The organism is Halomicrobium sp. HArcht1-1 (assembly GCF_058933285.1).
Map to the genome: position 1 here is coordinate 863,426 of NZ_JBZYDL010000001.1, position 15,446 is coordinate 878,871.

Sequence of the window (15,446 nt, forward strand, 5' to 3'; positions counted from 1 at the left end):
CTTGGAGTCATACTGCCGGCTGTCACTTCGTGACGCTCTTCGCCACCCCGGGGTGGCGAAACCGTTCACAGATGTACAGCCGGTCGTATCAGGACGCCCGCCGCTGGATCGTCACCAGCCACCCCGCGCCGCCGACGAGCGCCGCCACGCCGACCACGAGCAGGCGGTCGCTCCCGAGAGCGACCCCGCCGACGAAGCCGACCAGCGAGACGGCGAAGACCGCGTGTGCCGCCGCGAACAGCGTATAGCCCTGCCGGTAGAACACGACCGTCCCGAGCGCGAGTCCCGCAGCGAGCACGACCGGAGAGGCCAGCGCCGGCTGGATCGGGACGCCGCCCACGTCGATCGGTCCCGTGATCGGCTGGGCGAGAAAGAGCAGTCCGGCGGCCCCGACCAGGACACCGACGGCGGTCCGGCCGGGCTCGACGGCGTGACATCCTCCGCGCCGTAAACGGCGCGGCTTCCCTGCATGGGAATACCGGTTAACTACCGGCAGTGGGTTCCGACCCGACCTCGCCGAGCGTCATCTGCCGTGGTTGGCTCTGCTCAGTGGGGGTCGCGGCGCTGTCACAGGCGCTCCCATCCCGTGAGATGTCATCGCCCGCCGGTTTCAGCGGCAGGCTCTCACCCCACGGGTCATGGCGGTCAGCGATGTTGACCGCCGCGTTGATGTCTGCGTGGTACTCCGATACCCAACACTCGTCGTTCTGGCACCGAAACACGTCGCCGTTCCGGTGCCCGATGTGACCGCACTCGTGACACGTCTGACTCGTGTACTCCGGTCGGAGGTATTCGACCGGAAGCCCTGCCTCTCGTGCCTTGTCCTCGATGCGCTCCTGCAAGCGAGCGAACGCCCATGCGTGGAGTCGTCGGTTCATCCATTCGCCGTAGTCGAGGTCTTCGCGGATGTCCGAAAGGTCTTCCAGTACGAGGACTGGCTTCTCGAATCGACAGGCGTACTCGACGGCACGTCGAGATGCCTTCTCGATGATGTCTGTGAGTGCGTTCTGGTAGTGGTCGAATCGCTCGTCTATCCGCCACTGTGTGGCGTCACGCTCTTGGAGTCGCTTGAGCGTCGTGAACATCTCTTTGCGAAGGTGACGAGCGCGACCACCGTTGATGAGCAGTGGGTCAGTCGGAGTCCCCTGCTCGCAGGCACAGCCCGCGAGCAGGTGTGCTTCGCCAATGTCGAAGCCGACTGGTGTTACATCGTCGTCTGTCGGTTCGTAGTCCGGTTCTTCGACCGGGAACTCGACCGTGACGTGAAGCGTCCACGACGTGCGGTGGCGTTGCAGGCGGAGTTGGCCTGCCGACGCGTCACTGTCCACGAGGTCGTGCCACAGTTCTTCTTGAGCGTGGTTGATACGAAGTGGTATCCAGAAATTCGTCCCACGACCGGGCTGTGGCACCCACCACGTGAACTCGTAATCGCGTTCCGGCGAGTGGTCGAACTCGGCGGCTTGGTTGGTGAGTCGAACCGGGTGGTCGTCGTCCAACTCCTGTGCATCGTAGGTGCCGTGCAGTTGCGGAACGTAGTTACACAGGGCCGCCTTCGCCTGATACGGCAGGTCGTAGGGCGTCACCACGTCGCTGGTGGCGGTCATCGTCTCGCACCCGGCCTCGAACGCTTCGAGGAGTCCTGCCCGGTAGGTGTCGAGCAGGTCGCACAGTTTGCGTTCTTTGTGGGCTGTCGGCGGGGCGAGCGTAGCCTCCAGCGTTTTCGTGGTTGTCGCGGTCATGCTACTGGTCGTCCACGTAGTCCATCAGCACGTCAATGCTCACTTGGCCGGTCGTGGCGAGGAAGTACCCCGGTTGCCAGAACGCATCTTCGAGCATCTGTTTCACTTCGGGGTACTCCTGGCGAATCTGGCGCGAGGTAACACCCTTGAGTGAGTTGATGAACTTCGTGAGGTCGGTGGTGGGTTTGGTCGTGAACAGGATATGAACGTGGTCGGTGCCACCGTCTACGTTCTTGATGTCGGCCTCGAAGTCGTCTGCAATCTCGTGAGCGATTTCAGCCACGCGCTCCAGCCGCTCATCGGTGAGGATGTCGGCGCGACACTTCGTGACAGTCACAAAGTGGTATTGGAGCGCGTAGACCGTGTGCGACCCGGATTGCAGGTGATACTCCATTTGGCCTTGACAAATATAGGACACCCAATCTCAATAATTCTTGTGCCGTTGGGTATTCGGTCGGGCAGAACCGCGTGGACTGTCGCACCGAGCTTACGCAATTCACGCCCGCCGTGAACGGCGGGATTCTCTCGCTGAATCAAGATAGCCGGCGACGTTCATAGTCGCCGGTAGGTCCCGCCGCTCTCGGTCACCTCGCCGCGGCGACGGAGCTTCGCCAGTGCGTCGCGGACGTAGTCGGCGGGGACGCCGCGCTCGGTCGCGTAGTCGATCACGTCTGCCTCGGTGGGCGCTTCGCACTCGCGGAGTGCCGACAGGACGGTCTCCTTTCGGCTCTGTCCCCCGCCAGCGCCGCCCTCGGACCGTTCGGCGGCGGCCGCGACCTCCTCTGTATCTACGCCGGCAGCCTCTAGCACCGCCTCGTCGCTCGGACCGGCGTCGTCGAGTCGCCCCTCCATCTCGGCGAACGAATCCAGTCGTGCGAACGCGTCGCCCTGATCCTGACGGTTCGCGAGCATCGACGACCGGACCTCGCGGGCGTGGTCCTCGTCGTCGGTCTCGACGAACTTGCGGCGCTTCTCGTGCTTTCTGGTCGTGCCACAGCGGGGACACTGGGTCGTCGCCGGCCGCCCCTCGACGATCCACAGCGCCGAACAGTCGCTACACCCCACGACGGCGTACATACTCACCGTTGGGACGGTCCGTGATTGAATCTGGCGGTCACACCGGCAGCGCGGCCAGCAGCGTCTGGGGTGCCGCCGCCATCTCGTCGCCGTAGACGATACCGATGTACAGGAACAGGACGATCGTCGAGTTGTAGATGCCGTGGATCACCGCCGGGACGACGATGTTGTCCGTGTACTCGTAGCTCGTTCCAAACACCAGCGCCGGCCACAGCAACACGACCAGCACGAGCGCGTTCCCGACGGTCGAACCACCGACCAGTGCGACCCCGTGCATCCCAGCGAAGGCGATACTGGCGATGAGGATCGCGGACACCGGACTGAGGACCTCACGGAGGCGACCCTGGACGACGCCACGGAAGAGCAACTCCTCGCTGGGTCCGACGACGAACAGCATCACCGGGATCAGGTAGAGGACGATTCCGGGGTTCGCCATCGCGACCTCACCGAGCTGGTTCTGTCCGGTCTCGACCTGTAGCTGTGAGATGACGAGGAGGCCGACGATCACGCCCGCGAAGGCGGTACAGTACCCCCCGAAGATCACACCGAGGTCGCGCAGATCGGGCACGCCGTAACCGATGTCGAAGGGCGTCGATCCGGGTTCGAAACCCAGTCGCTCTCTGATCTTCGGCCCCAGCGACGGTCTGGCGTTGACGTACGCCATCGACACGCCGAAACAGCCGACGCCCTGGACGAAAATCAGCGAGAGGATCAGGAACTCGACGCTCGTCGGGTCGAGGTCGAATCCGGCCAGAATCAGCCCGATTCCCGCGACGTTCGCCAGGACGATCCCCAGGATCAAGCCGCCAGCGCCGAGCCCGAGCGCGGAGACCAGTGCGACGGCCGTTCGCTTCGATTGCTCGTTCATCTTGATGGTACTCGATCTTTGGAGTCGACGGCATGAAAACTGTTCTCCAGTCCGCCGACGCGTCCCAGCTCGACCCCCCCACCGCCCCGGTAAGCTTACCTGCCGCCCTCCACTCACCTCTGCCATGCAGGTCTGTGACACCGCCGACAGCGAGTTCACCGAGGTCGTCGACGGCGTCCACATCGCGCCGCTGGCGGTCGGCGAGCGGATGAACGTCCAGCACTTCCACATCGAACCGGGCGCGGTCGTCCCGGAACACAGCCACCCCAACGAGCAGGTCGGTTTCGTCGCTCGCGGGACGTTCACGTTCCTTATCGACGGCGAGGAACAGGTCGTCGGTGCCGGCGACTCCTACGTCGTCCCGGCCGAGGAGCCACACGAGGCGGCCAATCGAACGGACGAGCCCGTGCGCGGGATCGACGTGTTCAGCCCGCCACGCGACGAGCCAGACTGGAAGTGACAGTGTGACGCGGGACACTGCCCGCGCCGCTTGCCGACTTACGGCCAGTCGACCAGATCAGACTGGTAGTAGTTCACGTTCGCCTGCGCCCAGCGTGGGCCCTGTAGGGCCAGACGCTGGCTGAACGCGTCGAAGTCGCCGATATCGGACGACGACGACCAGCCCAGTTCCGCGATGGCAGCCAGTCGCGGGAACACCATGTACTCGATGTCGTCCTGGGTCTCGACGAACTCCGTCCACAGCGGTGCCTCGACGCCGGTGACGGACGACTCGTCGACGTCGTCGATGTAGCTGCCCGGATCCCAGGTGTAGGCGTCCTCGACCGAGACCGGTCCCGCCCAGTCCTGGCCCACACCGTCCTGTCCGTTGTAGTCCTGATCGAGGTAAGAGAGGTGGGCCGGCGAGGCGATGACGTCGTTGCCCTCGCTGGCCCGGGCCGCGACCTCCGGGGCCTGTGCGTCGGTGCCCCAGTACTGGAGGAGCGCAGACTCAACGGGCTCCGTGCTGGCGATCTGGTGCCAGCCGATGGGGGTCTTTCCGGCGTCCTCGACCATCGGGAGAACCGCGTCCATGAACTCCTCGTACCGGGCTTCCGAGAGGACATCGGCTTCGTCGCCACCGATGTGGAAGTACGGCCCGTCCGTCATCTCGGCGACCGCGCTGATGACGTCGGCCGCGAACTGGAGGCTCGTCTCCTTGTGCTCGTCGTCCATGCACAGCGTGGTGTCGCCGACGTTGATGCCGGTGTCTTCCTCGCGTTTCGTGTCGTCACAGTTCAGTTCCGCGTACGACTCCAGGGCCGCCCCGGTGTGGCCGGGCATGTCGATCTCCGGGACGACCGTCATGTGGCGATCCTGCGCGTACTGGATGATCTCCTGGTAGTCCGCCTTCGTGAAGTGGCCGCCGGGCCCGCCGTCGACCTCCGAGTCTGCGCCTTCGTCCGTGAGGTTCGGCCAGTCGTCGATCTCGATACGCCAGCCCTGGTCGTCGGTCAGGTGCAGGTGCAGGTGGTTGATCTTGTAGGCCGCCACCTGGTCGATGAACTCCTTGACGACCGACTTGTCGAAGAAGTGTCGTGCCACGTCCAGCATCGCGCCGCGGTACTCGAAGCGCGGTGCGTCGGTGACCGAGCCGCCGGGGACGACCCAGTCGACGGACTGCTGGCTGTCGGCCTCGACCGCCGCCGGGAGTACCTGCCGGATCGACTGGACACCGTAGAACAGGCCCGAGACCGCGTTGGCACGGACCGTGACGCCGTCGTTGTCGACGGTCATCTCGTAGCCTTCGTCACCGACCGACGAGGGTGCGCCGTTGAGCAACAGCGCGATACTGTCCGCGGACGCGGACGAGCCACTCTCGACGGACAGATCGAAACCGGTCGCCGGCCCCAGCAGGTCGGCGAGGTACTGTCCGATCTCGGTACCGCTTCCCTCGGCGACGATCGTCGTCGAGGACGTGATCTCGAAGCCGTCGTCGGCGGTCGTGACGCTGTCGGGCTTTGGCACGAGATCGGCCAGCGTCTTCGTGACTGGCTCGGGCGGCCCACAGGAGGTGATCTCCTTCCAGGGAGCCCCATCGCTGGGCTCGTCACCCCGGCTCCACCACCTGGCCTCCCAGAGCGTGCCGTCGTAGACGACCCGGTCGCCGCCGGTGTAGGTCGCTTCGGAGTCCCACTTCGAGACGCCGCTACACTCGCCGTCGTCGCCGCCGACGGTGACGGTCGTCGAGTTGGTGTCGGTCGCGCTGTCGTCGTCGGTCACGGTGAGTGTGATCGTGTACTCGCCCGACGAGTCGTACGTGTGGGTCGCGGTCTGACCGCTGGCGGTCGCGTCGTCGCCGAACTCCCAGGCGTACGACGAAATCGACCCGTCTGCGTCCGAGGAGTCGGCAGCGTCGACGGTCACCGACTCGCCCGTCGTCGGCGAGGACGGCGAGACGGTGAACGACGCGTTCGGGGCCTCGTTGTCGCTTTCCGAGACCGACACCGTCGTCGATGCCGTCCCACTCGCGCCGTCGTCGTCGGTCACGGTGAGTGTGACCGTGTAATCGCCCGCCGACTCGTACGTGTGGCTCCCCGTCTGTCCGGTGGCTGTGTCGCCGTCGCCAAACTCCCAGGCGTACGAACTGATTGAGCCGTCCGGATCGGAGGATTCCGACGCGTCGAACGTGACGGACTCGCCCGGTGCGGGTGTACTGACGCTCGCCGTGAACGACGCGACCGGAGCTTCGTTCTCGGTGTCGCCACCACAGTCGCCGATCTTCGTCCAGACCGAGTCGCTCGCTTCGGGTTCGTTGGCCTGGGTCCACCACTCGGCTTCCCAGAGAACGTCGTCGTGAACCACGCGGTCGCCGCCGTTGTAGGCGGTGCCAGATTGCCACTGCTGGACGTCGCTGCAATCTGCTGCCGATGCAGTCCCGCTGACGCCGATCGCCAGCGCAGACAGTGCCGATGCCTTCCGTAGGATGTTTCGTCGTGTTTCTCTCATACGTTCGAATGTCGCCTTCGGCAGTCGCTCGCTGGCCGGGTCGGGCCAACCGTCGATCCGCGCGACCTCTCGGTGTCCACATCCCCCAACCGGGCCGGTTGCGATCCGAAGCGTCCGTCGTCGATCGTCTCACTGTGCTCGAACTGACGGATCGCACGCCAGTCAACCCTAGCCACGAACCCTTCTGTATTAGTACATTTTCATTATATATTTATATAAGTGGCTGTAGGTGTGTACTGAACCGAGGCGGCGTCTGGTGAGACCGTGCCAGTCGGGTGAGGAAGTGAACGGACGATGGATGTGTCCAGTCATATACCGGCTGTCACTGTTTCAAGATATTCGCGACCCCGTGGTCGCAAAATTCTTCACAGACGTACAGCTGGCAGTATCAGCAGGGACTGACGGAGACGATTCTCACCGATCCGAGACGATAGAACAGTCGAACGGCGACGGCGTCGTTGGCGCGAGTGTCTCGTTGTTCGCGCGGTGACGCCGGGCGAGTCCAGAAACTCGCTTACGCGAGCTTCTCGATATTCTCGACGATGGCGTCCGAGTACTCCTCGGTGCCGAGCTTCTCGGCGTCTTCGAGCTGGCGTTCGAGGTCGTAGGTGACCTTGCCCGAGGAGATCGTCTCCTCGACGGCGTCGCGAACGAGGTCGGCGGCGTCCTTCCAGCCCATGTAGTCGAACATCAGACGGCCAGAGAGGATCATCGCGGTCGGGTTGGCCATGTTCTGGCCGGCGCGCTTCGGGGCCGAGCCGTGGACGGGCTCTGCGAGCACGCGGGCGTCACCGAAGTTCGCACCCGGTGCGATGCCGAGGCCGCCGATCTGTGCGCCAGCGGCGTCCGAGAGGTAGTCGCCGTTGAGGTTGGGCATCGCGAGCACGTCGAACTCGTCGGTGCGCAGCTGCATCCACTGGAGCATCGCGTCGGCGAGGCGCTCCTCGACCATGACGGCGTCCTCGGGGATGTCGATGTCGTCCTGAGTCTCCCACAGGGAGTCTGGTGCGGCGAAGACCTCGTCGTCGGAGTACTCCTCGTCGGCGACCTCCATACCCCACTCGGTGAACTGGCCTTCGGTGAACTTCATGATGTTGCCCTTGCCGACGAGCGTGACCTTGTCGCGGTCGTGCTCGATGGCGTAGTCGATGGCCTTGCGGACCAGCCGCTTGGAACCGAACTCGGTGATCGGCTTGATGCCGATGCCGATCGGACCGTCGTGCATCACGTCGTCGAAGCCCATCTCCTCCTCGACGAAGTCCCGGACCTGCTCGACCTCTTCGGTGCCGGCCTCCCACTCGATGCCGGCGTAGACGTCTTCCGTGTTCTCACGGAAGGTGACCATGTCCATCTCCTCGGGCGCTTTCATCGGCGACGGGACGCCGTCGAGGTAGTAGGTCGGTCGGACGTTCGAGTAGAAATCGAGCGTCTGGCGCAGCGCGACGTTGAGCGAGCGGAAGCCAGCGCCGACCGGGGTCGTCAGCGGCCCCTTGATGGCGACGCGGTGCTCGTCGATCGCGTTGACGGTGTCGTCGGGGAGGTTCTCGTCGTACTTCTCTCGGGCGGACTCGCCTGCGAAGACGCGCATCCACGAGATCTCGCGGCCTGTCGCGTTCGCGGCGGCCTCAAGCACCTTCTGGGCGGCCGGGCCCACGTCCTTCCCGATACCGTCGCCGTGGATGATGGGGACGATCGGGTTCTCCGGGATGTCGAGTTCGTCGTTGTCCTCGTCGACGACCTCGATCTTCTCGCCTTCGGCGGGCACCTCGACCTTGTCGTAATCGTAGCTCATACCCGGCCAATCGAAAGTCGCGCCTAAAGGAGTGCCGCTTTCCGCGAGGGCATGGTAACAGGGGACAGGGGCCGTCTGCCGCGGGAATCGAGTCCGATGTCTCGGCTAGCGAACTGCGTCGAGCACGGCACGGATCTCGGTCGGTGCGTTCACGAGTGCCCGCGGGAAGCGAGCGCGAGCGTTCGTCACCGTGTCGGTCAGCGCGGCGCTGGCGTCGTCGAAGACCCCCTCGCCGTGGCCGAGCAGGATTCGGTCGGGATCGCAGTCGGCGAACAGTCGCCGTGGCGGCGAGAGGCGACTCAGGAACGGCATCCCGAGGCGTTCCGAACCGACGGCGAACTTCTCGCCGGCGAGGAAGTCCGGGACGTACAGCGTCCCGTCGGCCTCCCGGTAGGCGAGGACTTCACGCCACGCCCGTAGCGGTCTGATCGCCGTCAGCTCGAAGCCGGCGACCGATCCCGAGACCCGTTCGACCGGGGCGTCCACCCGCTGGGCGCTCCGGTCGAGGTGGTCCGGTACGTGGACGGAGACGCCGTGTCGGCGGGCGAACGTCCCGGCGTCGCGGGCGTGGTAGTCCGACAGCACGACGACGCCGGCCACCTCGCCGAGGTCGTGGACGCGTTCGTCGATTCCGGGGGCGTCGATCGGATCGAACAGCCAGACGCCGCCGTCGCCGCGGGTAGATCCGTCGTCGCTGGCACGAACGGCGTGGCTGGCCCGCTGGCCGCCTTCCTCGGGGTGAGCGAACCAGCCGAAGCCGTCGTCCCAGCGGTCGATCAGGGCGTACTCCGTCGCATCCTCGGCTCGTACATCGCTCTCGACCAGTCAGCCCGTTCCATTCGGGTTTTCGGTTCGCCGGGTCGCTTTTGACCGTGGCGGCGCTCGACCTCCACATGGATCTGATCGTCCACGGCGGCGCTGGATCGGTCCCCGACGAACCCACGGCTCGGCAGGCGGTCCTCGACGACGCCGCTCGTGCGGGCAGCGACGCCGCGTCGCCACTCGACGCGGTCCGGGACGCGGTCGCCGTCCTGGAGTCGAATCCTCGCTTCAACGCCGGCGTCGGCAGCACCGTCCAGAGCGACGGCGTCGTCCGGACGGACGCGAGCGTGATGACCGACGACGGTCTCGCCGGGGCCGCCTGCGCGATGCCCGGTGTCGAACACGCCGTCGACGTGGCGCGAGCGGTCGCGACGGAGACGCCCCACGTCTTGCTGGCCGGCGACCGCGCCGTCGAGTTCGCGGCGACGGTCGGCGTCGAGACGGACGGGAATCTGTGGACGGAGCGCACGCGAGAGCGCTGGCAGGCGGCCGACCCGCCGGACGGAGACGCCGCCGAGCAACTGGCGTGGGTCCGCGAGCGGTTCGGTGCGAGCCACGACACGGTCGGTGCGGTCGCGACCGACGGCGATCGGGTGGCGGCCGCGACCTCGACTGGCGGGCGGTGGTTCGCACTGGCCGGCCGCGTCGGCGACGTGCCCCAGCTCGGGGCCGGTGTCTACGCCGACGAGCGAGGGGCCGCGAGCGCGACCGGCGAGGGAGAGGCGATCGCTCGGTACGGACTCGCGAAGGAGGCCGTTCGGGCGCTCGAACGACACGAGCCGAGCCAGGCCGCCCAGACGGCCGTGGACGATTTCGCGGACGCGACGGGCGGACGCGCGGGCGTGATCGTCCTCGACCACGCCGGCCGCGTCGGAGCGGCCGAGAACACCGACGCGATGCAGACGGCCACGCGGTAGGGCCGCTACTCGTCCCAGGGGTCGAGCTTGTTGTCGTACTGCGGTTCGCTGCCGAACCGCTCGACGACGGCGAGCAACGCGGTCACGACGGCCACGCCCGCGGCGGCGCTCGCGAAGACCACGACGCCCGACCAGAGACCGCGGGTCACGATGACGGCGGCCGTCGCCAGGAGCACGACCCCCCACAGGAGCGTGCTGGCGTAGATCGGTCCCTCACGGTTGGTAGCCATTACACCCCTTTTCACGTACAACGGCAAACCCTTTGCCCCACAGTTCCGAACCCACACTCATGACAGACGTGGACCTGGCCGCCGAGAAGTACGAGAAACATCGCGAGGCCGGAGAGATCCTGGCACAGGTGCGCAACGAGGCCGCCGACCGACTCGAAGTGGGGACCGGCTACCTCGAAATTTCCGAGTGGGCCGAAGACCGCATCCGGGAACTGGGCGGCGAGCCCGCCTTCCCGGTCAACGTCAGCGTCGACCACGAGGCCGCCCACGGGGCTGCCGGACCGGACGACGACCGCACCGTCGGCGAGCAGATGGTGAAACTGGACATCGGCGTCCACATCGACGGGTGGCTGGCCGACACGGCCGTCACGGTCGATCTCTCGGGCAACGACGAGCTGAAGACCGCCGCCGACGAGGCCCTCGACGCGGCACTGGAGACCGTCGAGGCCGGCGTCCAGACCGGCGAAATCGGAGCCGTCATCGAGGATGTCATCGAGGGGTACGGCTACAATCCGGTGGTCAACCTGACGGGCCACGGGCTGGGTCACTGGGAGCAACACACCGAGCCGAACGTCCCGAACCGGTCGATCCCCGGCGGTGCGACCCTGGAGGCGGGACAGGTCGTCGCGATCGAACCGTTCGCCACGACCGGGACGGGGAAGGTAAACGAGGGTGCGACGGAGGAGATCTTCTCGCTGGAACGGGAGGGGTCGGTCCGCAACCGCGAGGCCAGACAGGCGCTGAACCAGATCACCGAGGAGTTCAAGACCCTGCCGTTCGCGGCCCGGTGGCTCGACGTGTCCCGTCCGGGAATGGCGCTCCGTCGCCTGAAACAGCAAGACATCGTTCACGGCTACCCGGTCCTCCAGGAAGCCGAGGGCGAACTCGTCAGCCAGAGAGAACACACCGTCATCGTGACAGATGACGGCTGTGAAGTGACGACGCGGCTCGACTGACGCGCTCTCGGTGACTCGGTGTCGGGTGCGCTGGCGCTCGGCGGTGAGCGCCCAAAAGGTGGCGTGGGTGGTGGGTGGTGCCGGGATGTCCGTATCAGGCGTTGTTCATTCGCGTCTCTGTCGTGGTACCACAGACTCGACACTCACTGACGCGATACGGTTCCCGCGAGAACGCGGCGTTCTTCGATTTGGTGCTTTCGGTCAGTATCTGGACGGAGACGTCGTGTGGCGTCGCTCGGTCACACGTCGAGCACGTCTCCGACATGTGGGTGTCGGTGTCTGTGACTGCCATCCCGGTTCGACCAACGGGAGATCAACGCATAAAAACCCTCCACAGTTCGGGGTCGTTTAGACCGTTTATCGCAAGACGGAAGTCGAATATGGCATCTTATGGTACGAGAGGGCAGTAGACTGTTTAAGAATCTCTCTCGTACTGTCTAGATGGGGAGCAACCCGTGAACGGCAACAAGGTTTAAATATTGGATTCGCCGGCCTCGTGGCAAAGCGATTTAGCGTCTCGCGGCCGATCCACGGCCATGGAGCAGGTGTTCGCGCCGTGGCGGATCGAGTGGGTCGAACGCGAGGAGAAGAACCCGGACGTCGACTGCGTGTTCTGTGCGCTGCCCGAGCGCGACGACGACCGGGCGCACAGAGTCGTCGCCCGCAACGACCACGCCTACGTGTTGCTGAACAACGCGCCGTACAGTCCGGGCCACGTCATGGTCATCCCCTACCAGCACACGGGGGACTACCGGGCCCTCCCGGAGGAGGTGTTGCTCGCACACGCTCGCCTGAAACAGCGGACGTTCGACGCTCTGGAGGCGTCGCTCGACCCGGACGCCTTCAACGCCGGGCTGAACCTCGGTGGGGGACCCGCGGGCGGCTCGATCGAGGACCACCTCCACACCCACGTCGTCCCCCGCTGGGAGGGAGACACGAACTTCATGCCGGTGGTCAGCGACACGCAGGTGATCGTCGAGGGGCTGGAAGACACGTACGACCGCGTTCACGAGGGGTTCGCGGCCCAGGACGACGCGACGGTCGTCGACGACGACACCGCCGTCTCGTTCGGGAGCGAACGTGGCTCGAACTGTCGGGAACGATAGTGTCATGACCGTTCGGCGGTGAACACTGCAACAGACGGAGTCTTCGAGTGATCATTCAGTTGTCTGGTGACCTCACCTACGCGGGCTATCTCCTGGTGTTCACTGTGGCAACACTGGCCTGCTTCGTGAGTATCGACCGCGTCCAGCACCTCGAAGAGCCGGGCACGCGACGTGGACTGACGGCACTACTCCTGACCAGCGGTGGCTGGGCGCTCTCGTACCTGGGCTACTTCCTCGTGCCAGATCCCCGGCTCAAAACCGCGTTCTACGTCGCGGGCCTCGTCGTCGGCCTCGCGACGGTCGGTGCCTGGCTCTACTTCTGCTCGGCGTTCACCGGTCGGACGCTGCATCGCAGCACCGGTCTGCGACGCGCGGCCGTCGCGATCTTCCTCGTCGTCGTCGCGCTGAAGGTCACGAACTCGTATCACGGACTGTACTTCGCGACCCGGACCGCGACGGCGCCGTTCCCCCACCTGGCCGTGACACACGGCCCCGCACACTGGATCGTCGTCGGACTCTCCTACGCGCTGACGTTCGTCGGGTACTTCATGCTCTTCGAGCGGCTCCGGCAGGTCAGCTACGAGACGTGGCCGTTCGGCCTCCTCGTCGCGGTGACGGGGGCACCGTTCGTACTGAACTTCGTCGGGCACGCGACGCCCCTGCTCGTCGACGTGAGCCACGAACCGCTCGGTGTCGCGGTCTTCGCCGTCGGCGTCTCGTTCGTCTTCCACGAACGGTTTCAAGCGATCGGGCTCGCAGACGGAGACGACAAGCCCATCCTCATCGTGAACGAACGCGATCAGCTCCGGGAGTACAACGGAGCCGCAGCGAGCCTCTTTCCCTCGTTGAGCCAACCAGACGTGATCGGACGGCCGCTCTGGAGCGTCGTTCCGTCCGTCGCCGAGGCACTCGACTCCGAATCTGGGGTGTTGTCCGTTCACGACGGCAGCGAGGTCCGGTACTACCAGCTCACCGAGAGTCCCTTCGCGGCCGGACGGTCACCGGTCGGTCGGCTCGTGCTCTTTACCGACATCACGGAGCGCGAGCGCGACCGACGCGAACTCCAGCGCCAGAACGAGCGCCTCGAAGAGTTCGCCAGCGTCGTCTCTCACGACCTCCGGAACCCCTTGCAGGTGTTGCGTGGCGCGTTCGAGGGCGCTCGCGAGACGGGGGACCCCTCACACTTCGAGCGCGGAGAGCGGGCGCTCGACCGGATGGAGACGCTCATCGACGACGTGCTCTCGCTCGCCCGGCAGGGCCAGCCAATCGACGAGACCGAACCGATCTCGCTCGCGTCGCTGGCGGCGTCGTGCTGGGAGGTCATCGAGGCCGGCGACGCCGATCTGGTCGTCGAAACCGATCTCGACCTCGTCGCCGACCCCGACCGCTTCCGTCAACTGCTGGAGAACCTCTTTCGGAACGCGGTCGAACACGGTGGTGACGACGTGACCGTTCGAGTCGGGCGACTACCGGACGGTAACGGCTTCTACGTCGCAGACAGCGGTCCCGGCATCCCGGTCGACGACCGCGAGGCAGTGTTCGAATCCGGCTACTCGACGACCGACGGGGGGACCGGCTTCGGACTGGCGATCGTCAGCGAGATCGTCGACGCCCACGGCTGGGAGATCACGGTGTCGGGGCGAGCAGCCGACGACGCCCACGACGGACACACTGAATCGGGTGCTCGTTCGAGAGCAGCCACCGGTGCCACCTTCGAGATCACTGGGATCAGTTCTCCAGCCGGCGTCGACGCGAGCGAAGCGGCTTAGTCACCCCCGGCGCAACGACGACGTAATGTCACGTCGGGACGTGCTCCGCCGGGTCGGTCTCGTCATCCTGGGCGCGAATCTCGCGCTCGTGCTCCTGAAGGGCGTCGTCTGGACGGAGACCGGGAGCCTGGCTGTCGGTTCGGAGGCGGTCAACAGCCTCGCCGACACCGCCTACAGCCTCGTCATCGTCGCCGGGCTCTACCTGACGACACAGCCGCCGGACTTCGAGCACCCCCACGGCCACGAGCGGATCGAGCCGTTCGTCTCGCTGTTCGTCGCCGTCGGGATCTTCGCTGCCGGTGGGATCATCCTCTGGCAGGCCGCCAGCTCGCTGCTGTCGGGCGATGTCGGCGTGAGCCGTGGCCCCGCCGCCGTCGCCGTCCTCGTCTTCTCCGGCGTGCTGAAGTACGCCCTGTATCGGTACTGTCTGTCTGCCGGCCGGGACCACAACTCTCCCGCGCTGGTCGCGACGGCGCTTGACAACCGCAACGACATTCTCACGGCAGCCGCGGCGCTCGTCGGCGTCGTCGGCGCGACGCTTGGCTACCCGGTCCTGGACCCGATCGCCGCGATGGTCGTCTCCGCGGGCATCATCTACACCGGCGTCGAGGTCGTCCGGGACAACCTCGACTACCTCGTCGGGGCCGCGCCACCGGAGGAGTTGCGGGCGGAGATCGTCCGCCGCGCGCTCGAACAGGACGACGTGGAGGGTGCCCACGACGTGATCGCCCACTACGTCGGCCCGGAGATCGACGTGAGCCTCCACGTCGAGGTCGAGGGCGACAAGACGCTGTTCGAGGCCCACGACATCGAGACCGCCGTCATCGAGGCGATTCAGGAACTACCGGAGGTCGACGACGTGTTCGTCCACGTCGACCCCAAGGAACTGGGCGAGTGGAAAGCCGACGCCGACGTGGACCGCCTCGTCGACTAAGCGCCGGTAAACGCGTACAGCACGGTCAGCAGGCCGGTGATTCGACACGTTTGGGCGATCAGCTCTGCCTCGGCGGTCGTCGCCAGCGAGAGGAGGACGAGGGGCTGTTTCAGCACGAACGGTATCGTCGTCAACAGCAGGATGCCGACGGCCAGGGACAGCATCGCACGGCTGGCGTTGCGCCGGTAGCCCCGGTAGGCCTGGTAGGCGACGAAGCCGCCGACGACCGCCGTCAGGAGCGCGGTCACCGTCGTCACCGCCAGCGACGCCTGGAGGAGTTCACTCACGGC

General features: G+C 65.9%; 18 protein-coding genes. 7 read left to right on the forward strand and 11 right to left on the reverse strand.

Features of this window, described 5'->3' with window-relative positions:
• Window positions 1–88: 88 nt before the first annotated feature.
• The 5 genes from AC5FRZ_RS04670 to AC5FRZ_RS04690 all read right to left on the reverse strand — a co-directional run bounded on the left by AC5FRZ_RS04670 (window position 89) and on the right by AC5FRZ_RS04690 (window position 3,684).
• Window positions 89–340, reverse strand: coding sequence for a hypothetical protein (locus AC5FRZ_RS04670; RefSeq protein ID WP_493564012.1), 252 nt, complete (start codon window positions 338–340; stop codon window positions 89–91).
• A gap of 142 nt (window positions 341–482) precedes the next feature.
• Window positions 483–1,739: an RNA-guided endonuclease TnpB family protein gene (locus AC5FRZ_RS04675; protein WP_493564013.1), complete on the reverse strand. Its 1,257-nt coding sequence runs from the start codon at window positions 1,737–1,739 to the stop codon at window positions 483–485.
• 1 nt (window position 1,740) lies between these two features.
• Window positions 1,741–2,133 (reverse strand): IS200/IS605 family transposase, encoded by a 393-nt coding sequence (tnpA, locus tag AC5FRZ_RS04680; RefSeq protein ID WP_493564014.1) that lies wholly within the window; start codon window positions 2,131–2,133, stop codon window positions 1,741–1,743.
• 158 nt (window positions 2,134–2,291) lie between these two features.
• Window positions 2,292–2,816 (reverse strand): DUF5817 domain-containing protein, encoded by a 525-nt coding sequence (locus AC5FRZ_RS04685; RefSeq protein WP_208628834.1) that lies wholly within the window; start codon window positions 2,814–2,816, stop codon window positions 2,292–2,294.
• A gap of 37 nt (window positions 2,817–2,853) precedes the next feature.
• The gene (locus AC5FRZ_RS04690) at window positions 2,854–3,684 is read right to left on the reverse strand and encodes a CPBP family intramembrane glutamic endopeptidase (RefSeq protein WP_170093604.1); all 831 of its coding nucleotides are present in this window, start codon (window positions 3,682–3,684) and stop codon (window positions 2,854–2,856) included.
• 124 nt (window positions 3,685–3,808) lie between these two features.
• Between AC5FRZ_RS04690 and AC5FRZ_RS04695 the strand changes: the two genes are divergently transcribed.
• Window positions 3,809–4,144 carry a cupin domain-containing protein gene (locus tag AC5FRZ_RS04695; RefSeq protein WP_493564015.1) on the forward strand — a complete coding sequence of 112 codons (336 nt, stop codon included), beginning with the start codon at window positions 3,809–3,811 and terminating at the stop codon, window positions 4,142–4,144.
• A 38-nt stretch (window positions 4,145–4,182) separates the two neighbouring features.
• Here AC5FRZ_RS04695 and AC5FRZ_RS04700 read toward each other — a convergent pair whose 3' ends face one another.
• The 3 genes from AC5FRZ_RS04700 to AC5FRZ_RS04710 all read right to left on the reverse strand — a co-directional run bounded on the left by AC5FRZ_RS04700 (window position 4,183) and on the right by AC5FRZ_RS04710 (window position 9,007).
• Window positions 4,183–6,630 carry a family 20 glycosylhydrolase gene (locus AC5FRZ_RS04700; protein ID WP_493564016.1) on the reverse strand — a complete coding sequence of 816 codons (2,448 nt, stop codon included), beginning with the start codon at window positions 6,628–6,630 and terminating at the stop codon, window positions 4,183–4,185.
• 514 nt (window positions 6,631–7,144) lie between these two features.
• Window positions 7,145–8,422 carry an NADP-dependent isocitrate dehydrogenase gene (gene icd, locus AC5FRZ_RS04705; protein ID WP_153552696.1) on the reverse strand — a complete coding sequence of 426 codons (1,278 nt, stop codon included), beginning with the start codon at window positions 8,420–8,422 and terminating at the stop codon, window positions 7,145–7,147.
• 105 nt (window positions 8,423–8,527) lie between these two features.
• Window positions 8,528–9,007 carry a hypothetical protein gene (locus AC5FRZ_RS04710; RefSeq protein WP_493564017.1) on the reverse strand — a complete coding sequence of 160 codons (480 nt, stop codon included), beginning with the start codon at window positions 9,005–9,007 and terminating at the stop codon, window positions 8,528–8,530.
• Between AC5FRZ_RS04710 and AC5FRZ_RS04715 the strand changes: the two genes are divergently transcribed.
• Both AC5FRZ_RS04715 and AC5FRZ_RS04720 read left to right on the forward strand, forming a co-directional pair.
• Complete coding sequence (locus AC5FRZ_RS04715; RefSeq protein ID WP_493564018.1) at window positions 8,990–9,292, forward strand: hypothetical protein; 303 nt, start codon at window positions 8,990–8,992, stop codon at window positions 9,290–9,292. The genes AC5FRZ_RS04710 and AC5FRZ_RS04715 overlap by 18 nt on opposite strands.
• Window positions 9,293–9,315: 23 nt before the next feature.
• Window positions 9,316–10,161 carry an isoaspartyl peptidase/L-asparaginase gene (locus tag AC5FRZ_RS04720; protein WP_493564019.1) on the forward strand — a complete coding sequence of 282 codons (846 nt, stop codon included), beginning with the start codon at window positions 9,316–9,318 and terminating at the stop codon, window positions 10,159–10,161.
• Between the two features lie 5 nt (window positions 10,162–10,166).
• Here the strand turns inward: AC5FRZ_RS04720 and AC5FRZ_RS04725 are convergent, their stop codons facing one another.
• Entirely contained in the window at window positions 10,167–10,391 is a 225-nt protein-coding gene (locus tag AC5FRZ_RS04725; protein WP_153552694.1) for a hypothetical protein, read from the reverse strand.
• A 59-nt stretch (window positions 10,392–10,450) separates the two neighbouring features.
• Between AC5FRZ_RS04725 and map the strand changes: the two genes are divergently transcribed.
• On the forward strand, window positions 10,451–11,347 hold the full coding sequence (map, locus tag AC5FRZ_RS04730; protein WP_170093609.1) for a type II methionyl aminopeptidase: 897 nt from the start codon (window positions 10,451–10,453) through the stop codon (window positions 11,345–11,347).
• Window positions 11,348–11,441: 94 nt separating this feature from the next.
• On the opposite strand, the gene AC5FRZ_RS04735 is transcribed toward map, so the two are convergent.
• The gene (locus tag AC5FRZ_RS04735; protein ID WP_170093610.1) at window positions 11,442–11,639 is read right to left on the reverse strand and encodes a DUF7835 family putative zinc beta-ribbon protein; all 198 of its coding nucleotides are present in this window, start codon (window positions 11,637–11,639) and stop codon (window positions 11,442–11,444) included.
• Between the two features lie 244 nt (window positions 11,640–11,883).
• Here AC5FRZ_RS04735 and AC5FRZ_RS04740 point away from each other — a divergent pair, with 244 nt between their 5' ends.
• From AC5FRZ_RS04740 to AC5FRZ_RS04750, 3 genes are read left to right on the forward strand one after another with little or no spacing between them, the layout of a single operon-like run.
• Window positions 11,884–12,453, forward strand: a complete 570-nt coding sequence (locus tag AC5FRZ_RS04740; protein WP_208628839.1) for an HIT family protein — start codon at window positions 11,884–11,886, stop codon at window positions 12,451–12,453.
• Window positions 12,454–12,500: 47 nt separating this feature from the next.
• Window positions 12,501–14,222 carry a sensor histidine kinase gene (locus AC5FRZ_RS04745; protein WP_493564020.1) on the forward strand — a complete coding sequence of 574 codons (1,722 nt, stop codon included), beginning with the start codon at window positions 12,501–12,503 and terminating at the stop codon, window positions 14,220–14,222.
• Window positions 14,223–14,247: 25 nt separating this feature from the next.
• Entirely contained in the window at window positions 14,248–15,156 is a 909-nt protein-coding gene (locus AC5FRZ_RS04750; protein WP_493564021.1) for a cation diffusion facilitator family transporter, read from the forward strand.
• Here AC5FRZ_RS04750 and AC5FRZ_RS04755 read toward each other — a convergent pair.
• Window positions 15,153–15,443 (reverse strand): DUF7521 family protein, encoded by a 291-nt coding sequence (locus tag AC5FRZ_RS04755; RefSeq protein WP_493564022.1) that lies wholly within the window; start codon window positions 15,441–15,443, stop codon window positions 15,153–15,155. The two genes, AC5FRZ_RS04750 and AC5FRZ_RS04755, sit on opposite strands and share 4 nt — an antisense overlap.
• Between the last annotated feature and the right edge of the window lie 3 nt (window positions 15,444–15,446).